At 64.9% G+C, this 18,619-nt stretch carries 18 protein-coding genes; 14 read left to right on the forward strand and 4 right to left on the reverse strand.

Annotated elements, in window-relative coordinates; all coding sequences use genetic code 11:
• Positions 1-3: 3 nt before the first annotated feature.
• Entirely contained in the window at positions 4-915 is a 912-nt protein-coding gene (locus VGH68_RS27125) for an AraC family transcriptional regulator (RefSeq protein WP_331606807.1), read from the reverse strand.
• Positions 916-1,083: 168 nt separating this feature from the next.
• Here VGH68_RS27125 and VGH68_RS27130 point away from each other — a divergent pair, with 168 nt between their 5' ends.
• Together VGH68_RS27130 and VGH68_RS27135 are read left to right on the forward strand one after the other, a co-directional pair.
• The gene (locus VGH68_RS27130; RefSeq protein ID WP_331606808.1) at positions 1,084-2,004 is read left to right on the forward strand and encodes an NAD(P)H-binding protein; all 921 of its coding nucleotides are present in this window, start codon (positions 1,084-1,086) and stop codon (positions 2,002-2,004) included.
• A 152-nt stretch (positions 2,005-2,156) separates the two neighbouring features.
• The gene (locus VGH68_RS27135) at positions 2,157-2,297 is read left to right on the forward strand and encodes a hypothetical protein (RefSeq protein WP_331606809.1); all 141 of its coding nucleotides are present in this window, start codon (positions 2,157-2,159) and stop codon (positions 2,295-2,297) included.
• Positions 2,298-2,385: 88 nt separating this feature from the next.
• On the opposite strand, the gene VGH68_RS27140 is transcribed toward VGH68_RS27135, so the two are convergent.
• Together VGH68_RS27140 and VGH68_RS27145 are read right to left on the reverse strand one after the other, a co-directional pair.
• Positions 2,386-2,811 (reverse strand): hypothetical protein, encoded by a 426-nt coding sequence (locus VGH68_RS27140; RefSeq protein ID WP_331606810.1) that lies wholly within the window; start codon positions 2,809-2,811, stop codon positions 2,386-2,388.
• Positions 2,812-3,173: 362 nt separating this feature from the next.
• Positions 3,174-3,929: a FadR/GntR family transcriptional regulator gene (locus VGH68_RS27145; RefSeq protein WP_331606811.1), complete on the reverse strand. Its 756-nt coding sequence runs from the start codon at positions 3,927-3,929 to the stop codon at positions 3,174-3,176.
• A gap of 140 nt (positions 3,930-4,069) precedes the next feature.
• Between VGH68_RS27145 and VGH68_RS27150 the strand changes: the two genes are divergently transcribed.
• From VGH68_RS27150 to VGH68_RS27205, 12 genes are all read left to right on the forward strand, one after another.
• On the forward strand, positions 4,070-4,948 hold the full coding sequence (locus VGH68_RS27150) for a fumarylacetoacetate hydrolase family protein (RefSeq protein WP_331606812.1): 879 nt from the start codon (positions 4,070-4,072) through the stop codon (positions 4,946-4,948).
• Positions 4,949-5,734, forward strand: a complete 786-nt coding sequence (locus tag VGH68_RS27155; protein ID WP_331606813.1) for an alpha/beta fold hydrolase — start codon at positions 4,949-4,951, stop codon at positions 5,732-5,734. It begins immediately after the preceding gene.
• A gap of 105 nt (positions 5,735-5,839) precedes the next feature.
• Positions 5,840-7,177: an amidohydrolase family protein gene (locus tag VGH68_RS27160; protein WP_331606814.1), complete on the forward strand. Its 1,338-nt coding sequence runs from the start codon at positions 5,840-5,842 to the stop codon at positions 7,175-7,177.
• Positions 7,178-7,246: 69 nt separating this feature from the next.
• A complete protein-coding gene (locus VGH68_RS27165; protein ID WP_331606815.1) occupies positions 7,247-8,266 on the forward strand; it encodes an ABC transporter substrate-binding protein in 1,020 nt (339 codons plus the stop codon).
• A 10-nt stretch (positions 8,267-8,276) separates the two neighbouring features.
• On the forward strand, positions 8,277-9,860 hold the full coding sequence (locus VGH68_RS27170; protein WP_331606816.1) for a sugar ABC transporter ATP-binding protein: 1,584 nt from the start codon (positions 8,277-8,279) through the stop codon (positions 9,858-9,860).
• The gene (locus VGH68_RS27175; RefSeq protein WP_331606817.1) at positions 9,857-10,864 is read left to right on the forward strand and encodes an ABC transporter permease; all 1,008 of its coding nucleotides are present in this window, start codon (positions 9,857-9,859) and stop codon (positions 10,862-10,864) included. The genes VGH68_RS27170 and VGH68_RS27175 overlap by 4 nt, the downstream gene beginning before the upstream one ends.
• Entirely contained in the window at positions 10,861-11,829 is a 969-nt protein-coding gene (locus VGH68_RS27180) for an ABC transporter permease (RefSeq protein ID WP_331606818.1), read from the forward strand. Before VGH68_RS27175 ends, VGH68_RS27180 begins: the two co-directional genes overlap by 4 nt.
• Positions 11,830-11,965: 136 nt before the next feature.
• On the forward strand, positions 11,966-12,184 hold the full coding sequence (locus VGH68_RS27185) for a hypothetical protein (RefSeq protein WP_331606819.1): 219 nt from the start codon (positions 11,966-11,968) through the stop codon (positions 12,182-12,184).
• Positions 12,185-12,566: 382 nt separating this feature from the next.
• Complete coding sequence (locus VGH68_RS27190; RefSeq protein ID WP_331606820.1) at positions 12,567-13,406, forward strand: ABC transporter permease subunit; 840 nt, start codon at positions 12,567-12,569, stop codon at positions 13,404-13,406.
• Positions 13,406-14,143 (forward strand): ABC transporter ATP-binding protein, encoded by a 738-nt coding sequence (locus VGH68_RS27195; protein ID WP_331606821.1) that lies wholly within the window; start codon positions 13,406-13,408, stop codon positions 14,141-14,143. Before VGH68_RS27190 ends, VGH68_RS27195 begins: the two co-directional genes overlap by 1 nt.
• A gap of 33 nt (positions 14,144-14,176) precedes the next feature.
• Complete coding sequence (locus VGH68_RS27200) at positions 14,177-15,181, forward strand: NrtA/SsuA/CpmA family ABC transporter substrate-binding protein (protein WP_331606822.1); 1,005 nt, start codon at positions 14,177-14,179, stop codon at positions 15,179-15,181.
• A gap of 14 nt (positions 15,182-15,195) precedes the next feature.
• Positions 15,196-16,440 (forward strand): acyl-CoA dehydrogenase, encoded by a 1,245-nt coding sequence (locus VGH68_RS27205; protein WP_331606823.1) that lies wholly within the window; start codon positions 15,196-15,198, stop codon positions 16,438-16,440.
• A 75-nt stretch (positions 16,441-16,515) separates the two neighbouring features.
• On the opposite strand, the gene VGH68_RS27210 is transcribed toward VGH68_RS27205, so the two are convergent.
• Complete coding sequence (locus tag VGH68_RS27210) at positions 16,516-17,571, reverse strand: LLM class flavin-dependent oxidoreductase (protein WP_331606824.1); 1,056 nt, start codon at positions 17,569-17,571, stop codon at positions 16,516-16,518.
• Between the last annotated feature and the right edge of the window lie 1,048 nt (positions 17,572-18,619).

Raw genomic sequence — 18,619 nt, forward strand, 5'->3', positions numbered from 1 at the left:
GCGTCACTGCCCGGCGTCCCGAAGCTGCGCTGACCCGCCCGGGTCGCGTCCGGCGCCGCGCAGCTCGCGCGGCGTCACGCCGAGCAAACGCCCGATCCAGTGAGCCATATGGCTCTGGTGCGCAAAGCCGGTATCGAGCGCAATCCGGCTCGCGCTGAGCCGGCCTTCCAGCAATAGCGCCTTCGCGCGCTCCACCCTTCGCCGCACCACGTACTGATGCACCGGTACGCCGAGCGTCTCGCGAAACAGCGCCTTGAAATGCGGCACGCTCAGATGCGCCTGCGCGGCGAGTTCGTCGAGCGTCAGACGCTGGTCCAGATGCGCGTCGATAAATTCGATCACGCGCGCCGCCGTGCGGGGCGCGAGGGTGCGCCGCGCGTTGCCGGACTCCGGCAAGCCGCCGACCAGCCGCACGATCATCGCCGTGCAAAGGCTTTCGGCATAAAGCGGATCGGAGGCTTCGTCTGCTTCGAGTTCCGCCTGCAGCGCCCATGCGAGGTGCTGAAAGCGCGGATCGCGCATCTGGAAGCGCGGGCGCCATTGCGCATCGGACGATTTCAGCGCCAGTTGCTCGACGGTCCGCTGCGCAAATGCGTCGGCGAACCACACGCTAAAAATGGTGCAGGCGGCGTCATCGGTCCATTGGCCTTCGAGTCCCGCGGGAATCACGTCGGCGTCGCCGTGCGCCTGAATCCGCGACAGGCGGCGTGCATCGCACAGGCAGCGCGCCATCACCGGCGCACCGACATGCACGCCCACGCGGTGATGCGCGAACGCGGGCAGCCGGTGCAAACCAGCGGACACACTGACCAGTTCAGCGCCGAACTGTTGCCAGCCTAGCGCACGGCTCGAGCGCAGGACAATGCGCGAACCTGCGTGCGCCGCGGGCGCGGGGATCGGTGTGACGGCGTTCATCGCAGGTCTCCAAAGTGGCGACGAAATCCGTGCATTGTGCGGTGTTTTTGGCGGGTTCGCTGACGCTGCGCCAGTCATCCGGATCTGCGCAACGTCATCCGCATCTGCGCGCTTTGTCCGCCGCACGTCCGTACGATCGAGCCCATATCGATCCAATGGAGCACAGCGATGTACGTTATTTTTGGCGCAGCAGGCCATGTGGGTCACGCAACTGCGAGCGCGCTGCGTCGCGCGGGCCGCGAGGTGCGCGCGGTCGTTCGCGACGCAAAGCAAGGTGAAGCGCTCGCGGCCATCGGCTGCGACGTCGTGCTCGCCGATCTGAACGATACGGAAGCGGTCGCGCGCGCAATCAACGGCGCGCAGGCCGTGCAGTTGCTGTGTCCGGTGCCGCGCGCGCACGACGATCCGGCCGCCGCGATGCAGCGCACGATCGACGCCAGCGTCGCCGCGTTACGCGACGCTGCCCCGCCACAGCTGCTGGCGCTGTCCGACTACGGCGCCGAACACCCGGATGGCACCGGCATCACGACGCTATTTCACTACTTCGAAGCGCAACTGCGTCCGCTCGATTCGTCGCTGACCTTTCTGCGAGCCGCCGAGCACATGCACAACTGGGCGCGCGTGCTGCCGGCCGCGCTCGAGCGAGGCGTGCTGCCGAGCCTGCATCATCCGCTCGACAAGCTGTACCCGAGCGTCGCCGCGCGGGATGTCGGCGAGCTCGCGGCCGAGCTGCTGCTCGACGCGCGGCCATCGCGCACGACGCCGCGCATCGTCAGTATCGAGGCAGCGCAGCGGGTCAGCGCGCTCGACGTGGCGCACACACTCGAACAACTCGCGGGACGGCCGGTCGTGGGCTGGGAAGTGCCGCGCGCTGACTGGAACGCGCTGCTGCACAGCGCCGGGCTCGGTGAGCGGCATGCGAGTTTGATCGCCGATCTGTACGACGCGCACAACGCGGGCCGTATCGACGTCGAAGCGGCCGTCAGCGAGCGACGCTTCGGCACGACGACTTTGAAGGAGGCGCTGGCGGAGTTGTTGCCGCGCGTGCGCGGCGCTGAAGTCACGGCGCGCCGAACCACGCGCGATTGATCGACGGCCTGAGCGGGTCTGATAGCCCGTGCACGAATCCCCCAGCGGGACAGCGGACAATTCAATACGGAGACAGCATGCGCACCTGCCCATTGCGGTCATGCCCGGCTCGCCGGACGTTACGAACGCCGGTAACACCGGCAACCCGCTCGATGCGGCAAAGCGGTCTGAGCGATGGTGCCGGGCGCTGGCTGCCTGTCGCGATGACGCTTGTGAGCCTGCTCGGCTGGCGCGCGCTAACGCATCTGCTCGAGGCGATTCCCGACAGCAATGACGACTTCGGGCTGTTCTGAATCAGATGCCGCCGTTGCCGCTGTATGAATCGACGCGTCTGGCGGCAGGTGTCGCGTCGCCGCGCTCAATCCGCCAGCGCATGTTCGATCACCCCCGACATACGACGGCTGTCAACACGAGCGGAATCACCGGATGCACGATGGCCGCACTGCCGGCTTCGGCGAGCCGGCGCTTGACCGCATCGGCCGATCCAAACACGACCACGCCGTAAGTCGGCCCGGATGGAGACTTGCTTCCACCGGTCTTGAAAAGTGGATCATCGGGCTCGTAGCCAAAGACCGCACGTACACGCAAGCCGAATGCCGTGAGCACCGCGTCGTGGGCCGGGCGAAACGCGTTGACGGAGTTCGCCTCGACATGCATGGCGGGCGTCTCGATCGACCGCTCGTTGACGAGACTATTCACGAAGTCGTGCGCGGTTCCGGTGCAAGACAGCTGATCGTCCAGTGCGTAGGCGGATGCCGTCGCCGGAAAAATTGCAATGATTGCCAGGAGGCTCAGGATTAGTCGCATGGGCCAGTGTCCAGGTGGGTCGGGTAGCGGTAGCGGTCTTCGCCCGGCCCGGCGGCCCTGCCCTGCTGCCGGCGCGCGGTAAATGCCGCACGGAGTGGAGCATTTACCGTACCAACGTATCGTTGCACGTTCAGATCGCTTCCGACGGGGCGCCTGACTGACCGACTGAGTGACTGGGCTGACCGCCCGGCTTGCAAACTATGACGGATCGCGCCTGTCAACCCGCCTCCGCGGCAGACGCCGCTATCGACAAGGGCGCCACGTGGCTGGCTGCGCGGCTCGTCCCTCGCCCGTGGCGCGCCTGCACGCACGGGCCTCGAAGCAACCAACGCGTTGCGTCGATGCCGCAGATCCAACGACGCTTATCCGCCAAACAGGTTGTGCCGGATCTGCTTCAAGTGGCCCGCCAGCAATTCGCACGCAAGATCGGCGTCGCGGTCGCGCAGCGCATCGACGATCGCGCGATGCTGCGCCTCATATTCGGCGCGCCGCTCGGGCGTGAGCGATTTGCGTTTGAGCCGGCCCCATTCGCCCTGCTCGCGCACTTCGTTGGTCAGTTCCAGCACGCGCAGAAAGAAACTATTGTGCGTGGCCAGCGCGAATGTCTTGTGCAATTCGCCATCCCACTTCTCGAACTCTTCGATGCTCCAAGCAGCTTCCGAACGCTCGATGCATTCGATCATGCGCGCGAAATCCGCTGCCGTCGCATAGCGCACGATCAACCCAGGCATCAGCGGTTCGATGAGCAGACGCGCTTCCATCAGCTCGGCGGGACTCGTCTGCACGACTTCGTGCGACGTCTGCGCGGTGTGTGCGGAATGCGCGGAATGCGCGGTCCGCGCTTCGACATGCGCGGCCACCGGGGCCGTGCCTTTCTGCGGCAGCACGAACGTGCCGCTTCCGACCACCTGCGTGATGAGTCCGCGCCCCTTCAGATCGGCCAGCACCCGCCGCACCGCACCGCGTGACGCGCCGAATTCCTCGCTAAATTCGCGCTCGGCGGGGAGCTTGACGCCCTCTCGCAACCGCCCGGTGCGGATGGCTTCCTCCAGATAGCTCGCGAGCGCACGCGCGCCCTCCGCTCTCACTGAAATCTTGCCGGTTTCAACGTCGCCCATGACTTTCTTCCCTTGCCGGTGAAGCCTCTTCCAAAGAACCAATTGGTATATTTTCTTGGTTAACCCTAGTTGGTCTCGGTCGCATTTGGTCCTACAGTGGCACAAATCCTCACCAACTGGACCTAGATTAAGGGCTCGACATGAAATTGGCAAATTTACTGGTGAACGGCGTCAAAACTATTGCGGTAGTGGATCCCGAGCGGCAGCAGTATTGGCCCGCAGCGGAATTGAGCGACGGTTTTCGCGGCGATATGATCCAATTGGTACATCAATATCCGTCGATCAAGAACGCGCTGGCGCCGAAGCGCGACGGCCGGCCGTTGAGCGGCGTCACGGTGTTGGCGCCGATCGACGAGCCGCGCCGCAACATCTTCTGCGTGGGCAAGAATTATCACGACCATGCCGAAGAATTCAGCAAATCCGGCTTCGACAAGAGCGCACAGGCCGGCGAACACATTCCCGAGGCACCGGTCGTCTTCACCAAACCCGCAACCGCGGTGATCGGCCCCGGCGACAAGATTCCGCGTCATGCGTCGGTCACACAGCAGCTCGACTACGAGGCGGAGATCGGTGTCGTGATCGGCAAAGCGGGCCGCGCTATTCGCAAGGAGGATGCACTCGCGCACGTGTTCGGCTACACGCTGATCAACGACATGACCGCGCGCGATCTGCAGAAGCTGCACCGCCAGTGGTTCCTCGGCAAATCGCTCGACGGCTTCTGCCCGATGGGCCCGTACCTGGTCACCGCCGACGAACTCGAGGCCGACGACATCGACGTGCGCTGCTGGGTCAACGGCGAGCTGCGCCAATCGTCGAACTCCCGGCATCTGATCTTCGACATCCCCACGCTGATCGAAACCATTTCGGCCGGCATCGAACTGCAACCGGGCGACGTGATTGCAACCGGCACGCCCGCCGGCGTCGGCATCGGCTTCAATCCTCCGCGCTTCCTGCAATCCGGCGACGTCGTGCGAATGGAAATTCCGCGCGTCGGCATCCTTGAAAACGAGGTGGCATAAATGGCAACAACGCTGATCCAGGGTCTTTATATCGAAACGCAAGGCGACGGCGCGCCCGTCGTGTGCATTCACGGTCTCGGCGGCTCGTCGAATAACTGGACGCCGGTGCTCGGCGCATTCGAGGGCAAGCAGGTGATTCGCATCGACCTGCCGGGCAGCGCGCGCTCGGAACTGCCGGCGCAGAAGCTGTCGATCGACGTTTATGTGGACGTGATCGCCGCCGCGCTGCGCGAGATGAAGATCGAACAGGCGGACGTGGTCGCGCATTCGATGGGCACCGTCGTCGCGCAGCATCTCGCGATCAAGCATCCGCAACTGGTGAAAAGCCTCGCACTGTTCGGCCCGCTGCTCGCGCCGCCCGATGCCGGCCGCGACGGCATGCGTCAGCGCGCGGCGCTCGCGCGCGACAAGGGCGTCGCCGGCTTGCAGGAAATCGCCGACGCGATCGTGAAAGGCGCGACGAGCGACGAGACCAAGGCACAGCGCCCGGTCACGCTCGCGCTGGTACGCGAGAGCGTGATGCGCCAGTCGCCGGAAGGCTACGCGCAAAGCTGCGAAGCGTTGGCTGGTGCGCAGGCCGCGCCGGTCGAACAGATCAAGGTGCCCACCCTGCTCGTCACCGGCGATCAGGACGGCGTGGGCAAGCCCGACGCCGTGCGGGCGATGGGCGAGCGCATCGCCGGCGCAAAGGTCGTCGTATTGAGCGGCTGCGGACACTGGACGACGTTCGAAAAGCCCGCGGAATCGCAAGCTGAATTGGAGGCGTTCTACCACGCCGCCCGCTGATACGAGGAATGCCCAACGAGGATAAGCGGGTGGTCGGTCTTTAGCGAAATACAACCTTGGGGCGAGCTGCGCGCGAGTCGCAGTCCGCCCGCCTGGAGGAGACATATGAGCTCGATCGTATTCACGAACGTAACGGTTTTCGATGGCAGCGGCGCGCAACCCTTCAAAGGCGAAGTTCTCGTCGAAGGGCAACGCATCGCCAAAGTAGCACGCGAAGGCGAGCCGGTCAGCGCGCCGCACGCGCAGCGGATCGACGGCAAGGGCGCGTTCCTGATGCCCGGCATGACGGAAGCGCACACGCATTTCTCATGGAACGATCAGCCTTCGTTGTCGGCGATCCAGTTCATGCCGCCGGAGGAGCACATGCTGTGGTGCGTGCGGGTCGCCAAACGCTACCTGGAGATGGGCTGGACTTCGGCGCTCGGCGCGGCGGCCGCGAAGCCGCGGCTCGACGTCGTGCTGCGCAACGCGGTGAACGCGGGCGAGTTCCCCGGCCCGCGCTATCTGGCCGGCAGCCAGGAGATCACGATACTCGGCGGCCTCGCCGACAACACGCTGCCGCACATGCCGTTCAAGGAACTGAACTTCGGCGCGGTGGTGAGCGGTCCCGAAGAGATGCGCGCGACGACGCGCATGTTCGTCAAGTACGGGGTCGATCATCTGAAGATCAACCTGTCCGGCGAGTACATTGCCGGGATTTCGGCCGAATCGTCGCCGTTCTCCGAAGAAGAAATCGCGATGCTTGCGGCCGAGGCCAAACGCGCGGGCAAGCGCGTCGCCGCGCATGCGCGTTCGAGCGAGTCGGTCAAGCAATGCGTGCGGCACGGGCTGGAACTCATCTTCCACGCGAGCTTCGCGGACGAAGAAGCACTCGACATGCTCGAAGCGAACAAGGACAAACACTTTGTCGCGCCGGGAATCGGCTGGCTGATCAGCACGCTTTATCACGCCGAACCGTGGGGCATCAGCGAAGCGGCCGCGACAAAGATGGGCTACAAACGCGAACTCGAAACCGCGGCGATCACGCTGCAGAAGATGCATAAGCGCGGCATTCGCATCCTGCCCGGCGGCGACTACGGCTTCGCATGGATGCCGCACGGCACCAATGCGCGGGACCTCGAATACTTCGTGAATTACATCGGCATGACGCCGATGGAAGTGCTGCTGTCGGCCACCCGATATGGCGGCGAACTGATGATGCGGCCGCACGAACTCGGCCAGATCCGCGACGGATATCTGGCCGACATCCTGCTTGTCAATGGCGACCCGCTCAAAGACCTCGCCGTGCTGCAGGACCCGCAAAAAATCACGCTGGTAATGAAGGACGGCGAGATCTTCAAGACTTCGCACGACGTGGTGCCGCCGCGCGGCGAGATGCATGCGGGCGCGCCGTTGCCGGCCGATGCCGGCGTCGCGCAGACGACTCACGCGCCGGTCCACTGAGCGGTGGGCACGTCGGCGCGGCTACCACAAGCTAAAACAGTAACCATGGTTCACGGGACAGGAGGCGGGATGAAATCGCTTGCTCTGCTCGCCGCTTGCGCGGCGAGCTTCATGTGCGCGTCGGCATGGGCCGCCGCGCCGGATATCGGCTTATCGAACGGTTATTTCGGCACCGAGTGGCGCAACCAGATGGTCGACGGCGCGAAGGAACAGTTTCAGATCTACAAGTCCAAGGGCTGGGCGGACAATCTGGTGGTCCAGCAATCCGGCGCGAATACGGGCCAGCAGATCCAGGATATGCGCAACATGATCCGCCAGAAAACCGGCGCGATCATGGTCGACGCGAATTCGGCCACCGCGTTGAACGGCGTGATCACCGAAGCGCAGCGCAGCAAGATTCCGGTCGTTTCGTTCGATCAGGCGGTATCGAACAAATACGCGGTGAACGTCACCGTCGATCACTACAAGTGGGGCCAGCGCTACGCCGAGTGGATCGTGCAGCAATTGAACGGCAAGGGCAATGTCGTGGTCCTCGACGGCATTCCCGGTCATCCGGCAGCGGAAGCGCGCAAGAAAGCAGCGCTCGATACCTTCGCGAAGTATCCTGGCATCAAGGTGGTGTGGTCCGGTTACGGCGAGTGGGACGAAGCGAAGGCGCAGGCGGTGATGGCGACCGTGATCGCCGCACAACCGAAGATCGACGCGGTCTTCACCGAAGACGCGATGGCGCTCGGCGTGCTGCGCGCGTTCGAGAACGCGAACCGGCGGGTCGCGGTGATGACCGGCGAAGCGCAGAAAGGCTTCCTCGAAGAATGGAAGAAGCAGCGCGACGCGGGCAATCCGATGAAGGTGTTCGTGCAGGTGAATCCGCCCGACATCAGCCGGACCGCGCTCGGCATCGCGGTGCGGCTCGCGCAGGGACACAAGCTCAAGCCGCTGCCGGATAACACCTACTACTTCCCGATCACGAAGACGGTCACGGCCGACACGCTCGACGCCACGCTGGCGTCGATGAACGGCAAGCCCGACAGCTATTTTCTGGGGCAATGGTTGAGCGAGCCGGAACTCGACGCGCTCTTTACGCCCTGACGGAACCAGCATGCCTTTACTGACTGCCAACGGCATCACGCGGCGCTATGGCGGCGTCGTCGCGCTCGATAACGTCAGCATCGAAGTGAACGCCGGGGAAGTGCTCGGCTTGCTCGGCGCGAACGGCTCGGGCAAGTCGACGCTGTCGAGCATTCTGGCCGGCGACAATCGGCCCGACGCGGGCACGCTTTCGCTCGACTCGCGCCCGCTCGCGCCGGGCGAGCCGCGTGCGGCTCGCGTGGCCGGCATTGCGATCGCGCATCAGCATCCGGGGCTCGCGCCCGATCTACCTGTCTGGGAGAACGTGTTTCTCGGCGCGGAAATGTGCGGGCGTGCGCGCTTTCTGAATTGCACGGCTGCAAGGCAGCGGGCGGCGCAATTACTGTCGAGCCTGCGTGCGGGCTGGGATCTCGATATGCCCGCCGGGCGGCTGAGCGTCGCGGATCAGCAACTCGTCGAAATAGCCAAGGCGCTGGCGCTCGAACCGCGCGTGCTCATCTTCGACGAACCTACGGCCGCGCTCGCCGCCGCCGAAGTCGACAGCCTGATGCGCGTGATCCGCGCACTGGCGGCGCGCGGCACCGCGATCGTGTTCATCTCGCATCGGATGGCCGAAATTCAGGCGCTATGCGATCGTGTGATGGTGTTGTGCAACGGCAGGCATGCCGGCGAACTGCGGGTGCAAGGCAAGCTCGACGAAGCTCGCGTGCTCGCATGGATGGGCGGCAGCGCGGGTGCGGATAGGCACGGTGAAAATGCCGCCGGCCGCCAGCATTCGCAAGCCGGTTCGCGCATGAACGCCGCGAGTGCCGCGAGTGCCGCGAGTACCGCGAGTACCGCTAGCGTCGCGCACGACAGCGGCCGTATCGCGCTGAGCGCGCGCGGACTGCGTGCCGGCGCTCGCCTGCGCGGCGTGGACTTCGAACTGCGGCAAGGCGAAATACTCGGCGTGGCCGGATTGCAAGGACACGGGCAGGAAGAACTGCTCGATGCGCTCGCCGGATATCGCAAGCTCGACGGTGGCGTGGTCACGCTCGACGGTGCGCCGATCGCGGTGCGCTCGCCGCGTCAGATGATCGACGCGGGCGTGTGTCTGGTACCGAACGATCGTCATCGGCAGGGACTATGGCTCGATCATTCCGTCGAGTTCAATCTCGCGCAGGTCGCGACCAATTTTCAGCGCCAGCCGTGGCGTTTGCGCGCTGCGTCGATCCGCCACTTCGTCGACTTTGCCGTCAAGCGTCTGCAGATCAAGACTTCCGATGCGCGGCAACCGGTGCGCGCGCTGTCGGGCGGCAATCAGCAAAAAGTGGTGATAGGCCGCTGGCTCGACCGGCAAATCAAGGTGTTGCTGCTGAGCGATCCGACCAAGGGCGTCGACGTGATCGCGCGCAAGGAGATCTACGAAGCAATCGGCGCGCTGACCGAAGCGGGCGCCGCCGCGATCGTCTACGCATCCGACACCGATGAGCTGCTCGCCGTTTGCGACCGCCTGATCGTGATGTACGAAGGCCGCGTGGTCGCACAACTGGAAGGACCCGACATGAACGAAGCCCGCGTCACCAGCGCGCTGTTCGGCAGGAGCGCCGCATGAAAGCCGGCCTGACCGAACAACTCGAACCCGCGCGCGAGCAGCCCGCCCCGAGCATCCGTCGATGCATCCACGCGCTCAGGTCACGCAACAGTAGCGCACTGCCCGGCGTGGTGATGCTGCTGATCGTGGTCGCGGCCAATGCGTATCTTCAGCCTGACTTTTTCAGCGCCGATTCGCTGTCCAGCAATCTGCAAAACGCGGCGCCCGTGATTCTGGTCTGCATGGCGCAGGCGGTGATCGTGCTGCTCGGCGAGCTCGATCTTTCGGTGGGCGCCGGGATCTCGCTGATCAATTGCGTGCTCGCCGCGGTGCCGTCGCTAGCCGGCTGGGGTACGGCGAGCACCTGCATCGCGGCGCTCGCCATCGCGCTTGCGGCGGGCGTCTGCAACGGCTTGCTGGTCGGCTACCTGCGGCAAAGCGCGCTGATCGCGACGTTCGCGACCGGCGCGATCTGGTTCGGCGGCGCACTGCTGCTGATGCCGCAGCCCGGCGGCGCGGTGCCGGAGATACTGGGCGACTGGTTCGCGATGCGCGTCGGCGTGTTCCCGCTCGCGGCGATTCCGGTGCTCGCCGCGTGGGCGTTGTGGGCGGTGCTGCAACGTCACCGGTTCGGGCGCCGTTTGATCGCGACCGGTAGCTCGCCGGATGCGGTATTCAAGTCCGGCGTCGATACGCGGCTCGTCAAGTTGCTCGGCTACGTACTCGCGTGGCTGTTCGTGTTCGGCGCGGCGCTTTGCATCTCCGCGCAGACCTCGTCGGGCGATGCGCGCCTCGGCTTGCCGTACACGTTGAATTCGGTGGCAGCGGTCGTGATCGGCGGCATTTCGCTGGCGGGCGGACGCGGCTCGATGCTCGGCGCGATCTGCGGCGCGCTGGTGCTCGTGCTGATCGGCAATGTCGTCTACTTCGCGGGCATTCCCAGCAACTACCAGGAAGTGTTCAAGGGCGCGGTCATTCTGCTCGCGCTCGGCTGTACCTTCATCGGCGCGAGGAGACCGGCATGAGCGCGACGCTGAGTTCCCGACGCACGTTGCTGCTGGTGCTCGTCGTCCTCGTGATGGCCGCTGGACAATGGGCGGTGCCCGGCTTTACGAATGCGGACCAGTTGGCCAACCAGTTGAAGATTGCAACCTTCCTTGGCCTGTTCGGCATCTCGCAGACGCTCGTGATGATGGCCGGCGGCCAGGGGCTCGATCTGTCGGTCGGCGCTGCGGCCACGTTGGGCGGAATCATCGGCGCGGCCGTGATCGAGCTTGCGCCCGCGGGTTTGCCAGTCGGCTTGCCGCTTGCGTTCGTGGCGGCGGCGTTGTGCGGCGCGCTGGTCGGTGTGATCAACGGTTGCGGGATCACCGTATTCAAGGTGCCGCCGCTGGTGATGACGCTCGCGATGGCGAGTCTGGTCGACGGCGGTTTGATCGTGTGGTCGTCGCTGATGCACGTGAATACCGCGGCCAGTCCGACCCTGGTTGCGCTCGCCGGACGCAGCGTGGCCGGCGTGCCGAGCATCGCCGTGTTGTGGCTCGTCGCCGGAACGGTGGTGTGGTGGTTTCTGGATCGCTCGGCATGGGGCCGCCGCCTGATGGCGACCGGCGCGAATCCAACCGCCGCCCTGCTCACCGGCACTCGCGTGCGAACCGTGCGCATCGCGGCCTATATGGCGAGCGCGATGATTGCCGCGCTGACCGGCGTGCTACTGGTGGGCTACGTCGGCCAGGCGTTTCTCGGACTCGGCAGCGGCTATGTGCTGACCAGCGTCGTGGTCGCGGTGATCGGCGGCGTGTCGCTGGGCGGCGGACGCGGCGATTACATCGCGGTCGCGATCGCCGCGCTGTTTATCACTGCGCTGACCAGTTTGCTGACCGCGCTGCAGATCGGCGAGGCGGGACGTCAGTGCATCTTCGGCGCGACGCTGCTCGTGTTTCTGGCAGTCAATGGGTGGTCGATCGGGCGGCGGGCGCTCGCGGCTTGAAACGGGCGTCGCTGTGTCGTTCATCGCAGGCGCCCTTCCCGCGAAGCGCGAGCGTCACCGGGGCGAATCGTGAGAACGTGCTCGCGCCACTTAGCAGCAAGCCGTTAATGGGACGGTCAACCTCGCTCAAGGTCTGATGGCGCTTGCGGTGGGTGTCGGCGCGGCGCTCAGTCATGTCACGGGTGACTATGTCGTCGAGAAGTTCGGCTTCGCGTCGGGCTTCCTGACGCTGGCTGTGATCAGCGGATTTGCGCTCGTGTTTTTCGCGGTGTTCATGCCGAAAACGCGGCCCGACGATGATAGCGAGACCGCTCCTGGCGCGCGGCCGTCAGAGCTCGCTGCCACGCCCGACTGACCCCGCAACGATAGGTCAACCGGTGTCCACGCGATAGCGATAAGGCCACGCACAGCTTCGGCCATCGAAACAAGCTGTCCAACACTTTCTGCAATGCTTGCCGCGCGCTTGCTGGATAGAAAAGCACAAAAAAGCGTTTGTCATGGCGTCGCGTCACAGCTTTTAATAGCTAGCTCGCGATTGCGGCGCATCCAATGCAGGCAATCGCACGCGGCGATACGCAGCGTGCACGACCGCTCGGCGGGACCTCACCGCCTGGCGTGTCGAACGCGCGTGGATCACAAAGACAACTTCCGATACGAAGCGACGACACCTCGCATCGATGGACTGCTTGTGCTCGTCACCGCACCAGTTCGTCCTTCACAGCCGATATGGAAATGACATGGCCGACCTGACTTCTATCCGCAACCGCTATGTCGCTTTGCAACCTTCCCCCGCGGGCGTATCGCAGGCCACGCTGTACAGGTGGCTCTCGTGGACGATTCCCGTGGTAGTCCTGCTGCTATGGGAAAGCGCGGCGCGCGTCGGACTGATCGCACCGCAGGTGCTGCCTGCCCCGACCAGCGTCCTGGAAACAGCCGTCGACATGGCCCAAAACGGCGAACTCTTCATTCATCTCGGTGTGTCACTGCTGCGTGCCGCGGGAGGCTTCGTCATCGGAGGCGCGCTCGGCATCGCGCTCGGCATCGTGGTCGGCTTTTCGCTGCTCGCGCAGGCGCTGCTCGACCGCCCGATCCAGATGGTGCGTGCCATTCCGTTCCTTGCGATGCTGCCGCTCGTGATCGTCTGGTTCGGCGTCGGCGAGTTCGCGAAGATATTCCTGGTCGCGCTGGCGGTTCTTTTTCCGATTTACATCAATACGATGCTCGGGATCCGTCAGATCGACCCGAAGCTCATGGAGCTTGCGCGGGTCATCGGACTCGCGCGAACCGCTATCGTGCGGCGAATCATTCTGCCGGGCGCGATGCCGTCGATTCTCACCGGAGTGCGCTATGCGCTCGCGCATGCGTGGCTCGCGCTGGTCATCGCCGAAACGCTCGCGACGACCAGAGGCATCGGCTTCCTCGCGATGGACGCGCGCGAGTTCCTCAACACGAAAGTCATTGTGCTCACGATGATCATCTACGCGCTCGTCGGTGTCGTCGCGGATACGCTCGTGCGCCTGCTCGAATCCCGCTTTCTGTCATGGCACGCGAACTACAGCAACGGAGCGCGCACGTGATGGAGAGCATCGCCGTATCCCGCGCTCAGGCCGGCGCAGCGCCCGCTGACGAACCGCTCGGCGCGCCCGCGCTGGCCGTATCGGTGCGTGGACTGCAACGACGCTATGGTAGCCGGGTCGTGATCGACGCGCTCGACCTCGACATTCGCAAGGGCGAATTCGTCGCGCTGCTCGGTGAAAGCGGCTGCGGCAAGACCACGCTACTGCGCGCGCTGGCCGGCCTCGATCGGCCCGACGCGGGGCAAATCCGCGCGCCGCAGCGCCCGTCCGTGGTGTTCCAGGAGCCCCGTCTGCTGCCTTGGGCGACGTTGTGGGAAAACGTCGCGCTCGGTCACGAAACGACGATCGGCCGCCACGGCGCCGCGCGTGCGCTGGCCGAAGTCGGACTCGCCGGCCGTGACGACGACTGGCCGCGCAACCTGTCGGGCGGTCAGGCTCAGCGCGTCGCGCTGGCGCGGGCGCTCCTATCGGATCCCGCGCTGCTGCTGCTCGACGAGCCCTTCGCAGCGCTCGACGCGCTCACCCGCATCAAGATGCACGGACTCGTCAAGGAACTCGTCGCGCTGCACCAGCCGGGCGTACTCATCGTGACGCACGCCGTCGACGAAGCGCTGACCCTTGCCGACCAGATCCTCGTCATGCGCGACGGACGCATCGCGGCCTCGTTCCGGCCGCACGACCACGCCCGCGAGCTGCGGCCCGTCCTGCTCGAAGCGCTCGGCGTTCGATCTCACTGACCCATTTCCCGTAAAAGCGAAGGACCTGAAAGGATGAACGATGCATTGTTGAGCCGCCGCCAGATGCTGCGCGCGGCGGGCGGCCTACTGGCCGGGGTTGCCGCCGGTGGCCTTGTTCCGACGCGGGCAGCCGAGCCACGCAAGCTGACGCGCAACACCGATACCGTACGAATCGGCTGGGGCTACGGCAGCCTGCCCGACATCGCGAAGCAACGCGGCGTATTCGAAAAGACGCTGGCCGCGAGAGGCATCAAGGTCGAATGGATCGGGCCGTTCCCGAACCATGCGCCGTCGATTCAGGCGGTCGTCGGCGGCAGCGCGGACTTTGGCTTCTGGGGTTCGACGACGCCCGCGCTTGCCGCGATGCTGGCCGGCTCCCCGATCGTCTTCAATGCGTTCGACATCTATTCGCCGCGCTCGACGGCCATCATCGCAAAGAAGTCGAGCGGCATCGACTCGGTGGCGGATCTGGGGGGCCGCAAGGTCGCGGTCAACCGCTCCGGACTCGGTGAATTCCTGCTTATTGCGGCGCTGGAGAAACATCGCATCGACCGCGACGAAGTGCAGTTCGTCTATCTGAATCCGCCCGATGCCGCGCCGGCTTTCGCGCAAGGCAGGGTCGACGCATGGTCGATGTGGTCGCCGGGCGTGGACATCGCCCGCTTCTCGAACGACGCGAAAGACATCTTCAACGAAGGCCGCGACCTGGAGTTCCTGATCGACTACAGCTCGCTCGTCACGCGCCGCAAGTTCACCGAGGAAAACGCCGAGCTGATCCGCGCGGTGATCGATGCGTACTACGTCGAAGGAGCATGGCAGTCGGCGCATTCGGCCGAAGCCGAGCAGCTCGTGCAGCGCGAGGGCAAGTATCCCGATCAGGTGCGCGACTATCTGGCTGGCCTGAAACGCGTGAATCAGTTCCACGAGGCAGACGACGCCGCCTTTATGGCGCAGTTCCAGCGCGCTGCCGACTGGCTCGCGGAGCGCAAGATCATCAGTTCGCGCATCAAGGTCGCGGACCACAGCATCAGGGTTTGACGACGGGCACGCGCATGACTGATACGAATAGCAGCAAGGAAACGGGGCGAGCGCAGTGGGTCTCGCCGCTGAGCGCGAGCCTCGGCTTCGGGCCGATCATCACCGATATCGCCGCGGGTTCCGCGGCGCGCGAACGCGAGCATCGCCTGCCCCACGACGAAATCGCGCAACTGAAGGCGCTCGGCTTTGGCGCGTTGCGCCTGCCGTCCGATGCGCGAGGCCAGGGGGTGTCGCTCGGCGGCCTTTTCGTCGTCGCTCGCGACGTGGCGGCAGCCGATTCCAACATCGCCCATGCGTTCCGCAATCATCTGTGGCAGGTCGAAGCCGCGCTGAGAAACCCGGACAATCCGTTTCATGCACACGTGTTGACACTGACCGCGCAGAACAAGACCGTCGGCCTGAGCTTTACGGACAGCGATGTCACCGCTGCCGGCGCGCGTCCGACTCGCGTGTTGAGCCGGCTCGAATGGGACGCTTCGCGCGAGCTTTACGTCGGCTCGGGCGCGAATGTCTACGCGACGGGCAATCTGTATAACGACGCGTTCACCGGTCTGGCGGTGGAGAGCCGCGCGGGACGAACCGTGCAGTACGTGCTGGACCGAGGCGCCGGCGTCAGCAACGACGACGACTGGCACGGCTTCGGTCAGCAGCTCACCGGCTCCGGCACGGCCCGCTTCCGCGACGTGACGGTGCCCGCAGCGCACGTTTATCCGGCGGACTCGCCAAGGTCCGGCGACGCTGCGCCGTGGGGATTCACGTTCCATCAGATCTATCTGACCAACTGCATCGCGGGCATCGTGCGGCGAGTCGCGCTGGATGCCGTCGACGTGCTGCGCACGCGGGCACGCAACTTCTACCACGGCGAAGCCGCGCATCCGGCCGACGAACCGGTACTGCAGTCGCAACTCGGCCGCATCCGGGCGTATGCGGCGAGCGTCGAGGCAACCGCTGACCGCGCCGTCGCTGCCCTCCAGCGAGCATGGGACGCTTACGGTACGGGCGACGAGTACTATGCAACGCTCGCCGCCACGCTGGTGGCGTCCGAAGCCAAGGTCGTCATCGACGAGCTCGCCCCGCAGATCGCAAGCTGGCTGATCGATCTCGGCTCCGGCTCGGTGGTCTCACGTATCGGCGCGCTCGACCGGCACTGGCGCAACATCAAGGTCATCGCGTCGCACAATCCGCGGCTCTACAAGGAACGCCTGCTCGGACAGCATCTGCTGACCGGCCAGCTGCCGCCTACCGGCGCGTTCTTCTGAGCGTGCGCGACAGGGCCACCCGCCCGCGCGACGCGTCGCGACGGGCTGACGTTCGACTGTCGATCAGCTATGCGTTCAGTCCAGCAGGCGGCGAACGCGCGGCAGCACTTCCTCGGCAAAACGACCCATGTCGGCCTCGAAAGGCTGGAACTGCAGCATGAACAGTTCGATGCCGGCGCGGTGCAAGTCCACGATGCGCCGCGCGACCGTATCGTAATCGCCGACGAGGCCCGCGGCCGTGCCGCCGTTCGAGCCGACCCGTGCCGAGCGGGCGAAGGTCTGGTGCATCACCGCGTTTGGATCGGTATTGACCTTTTGCCGCTCGCGCAGCGGCTTGTCGAGCTCGGCCAATGCGAACAGGTGCGCCAGATGAGCGTGCGCGTCGCGCTGGGTCTCGCGCGCGATCACGAAGGCCGACAAGCCGAAGCGCAACGCGTCGTACCCCGCTGGACGCGCGCGCCGGGAGACGTCCGCGACGAGACGCGCGACGTCGTCGTGCGGCTGCCCGTTGATTAACCACACCTCGCCATGCGCCGCCACCAGCGAGCGCGCCGGCTCCGATTCGCCGCCCACATAGATGCGCGGCCGCGCGCGGAACGGATCGGCCGGACGCAATTGATAATCGTCGATGCGGAAGTTGTCGCCGCGATGCTTGACGGTTTCGCCGCGCAGCAACGCATCGACGACCGTGATCCATTCGCGGCCGTACGCGTAGCGCTCGTCATGCTCCGCAAAGCCGATGCCGGCGCGCTCGAGTTCCGGCCGATTCCAAGCGTTGACGAGATTGATCGCGAAACGTCCGCCGCTGATGTGCTCGATCTGCTGCGCCATTTTTGCGAGCACCACCGGATGATAGAGATAGGGCTTGATAGCGGCGATGATCTCGATGCGCGACGTAAGCGCGGCCAATGCAGCCGATGCGGTCCAGGCCTCCAGCTGTTCGAGCGAAGGATCGTGCGGATTGATGGTGTGCTGCGCGACGAGCACCGAGTCGTAGCCGAGGCGCTCGGCCTCGAGGACGAGCGCCTTGTTGCGCGACCACGATGCGTCGTACGGCTCCGCGGGATCCTGCAGCGCCGCACGGCTGCCATGCACGAGCGCCCACACGCCGAAGCGGGGAAGTTTGGACATCGCCTGAATGACCCCGAACACAGAATGAGAAGGATGCTCATGCTAACGCCCGGCGCGCTCGCGGCCTTCCAATTTCTATCGATATCGAATTGACGTATCGGCATTTGCGGGCCGCGCCGGCCATGCGGCGCAGTTGCAACGCGACACTGCAAATCGCACGGCGCGAGCGGCGACGACCGGACGGGGGCGCGCTTGGCTAGCTTCCATTGAAGTCGGTGACGCGGGGCCGTTGGTGATAAGTTAGCCCACTCACAAGAAGATCTTGTATCTGCACGATGACACCGTATCTTCCGCTGAACGCGGTGCGGGCTGTCGCTTCGCGGATGCATGCGCCATGCTGTTGTTTAGCCCGTCCGCACGATGTCAGCGCGGTCCGTGCACACCTCGGACTGACGCTGCTGGATAGCCATGAAAGCTTCTTGCCTGTGACTCGCACAGCACCTATTCTGGTCATGCCGCGGCCCGCTTACTTGCATCCACAGCGATCGTTTTTTGGCCCAATGCTGCATGCGATCATGTACGAAACGCAAAGGCCGGTGCAACGAAGCAGGCAATGATGACGGGAGACGCATAATGCGCAATTCGCTTGTGGCCGCTTTCCTTGCACTGGGACTTGTCACCTCGTCGCATGGCTACGATGCAACCGGCAGAGGCGGCAAGGAGAGCGGGGAACGCGGCGACCACAGGACCCTCAAGGTCTTCGACAGTCAAGGCCACGTAGTGGGGCCCCTGGTTAGTTATCAGCCGCTCGGCACAATCGTTGACGTGAACGGCGTAACGATATTTGCTCCAGTTCAGCGCGCCAGCACCGGCACCAATACGCAGTACTCGGCGTCGCAGTTCCAATGGTCAGGCGCCTTCTCTGGTTATCTCACAACAGGTTGCAGCGCCTACCCGCTTATTACACCGAATTCGGCCTCATCTTCGCAGGTGCGTCCGGCTCAGATCGTGAGGCAAGGCGCTACGTCATTGCGTATATTGCCGGAGACACCTACTCGGCGCAGACCATACTCAAGTCATTTCGCTCTGGCGGCGCATGCGTCGTGAG

Origin of the sequence: Paraburkholderia sp., assembly GCF_036488505.1 — a bacterium.
Lineage (GTDB): Bacteria > Pseudomonadota > Gammaproteobacteria > Burkholderiales > Burkholderiaceae > Paraburkholderia.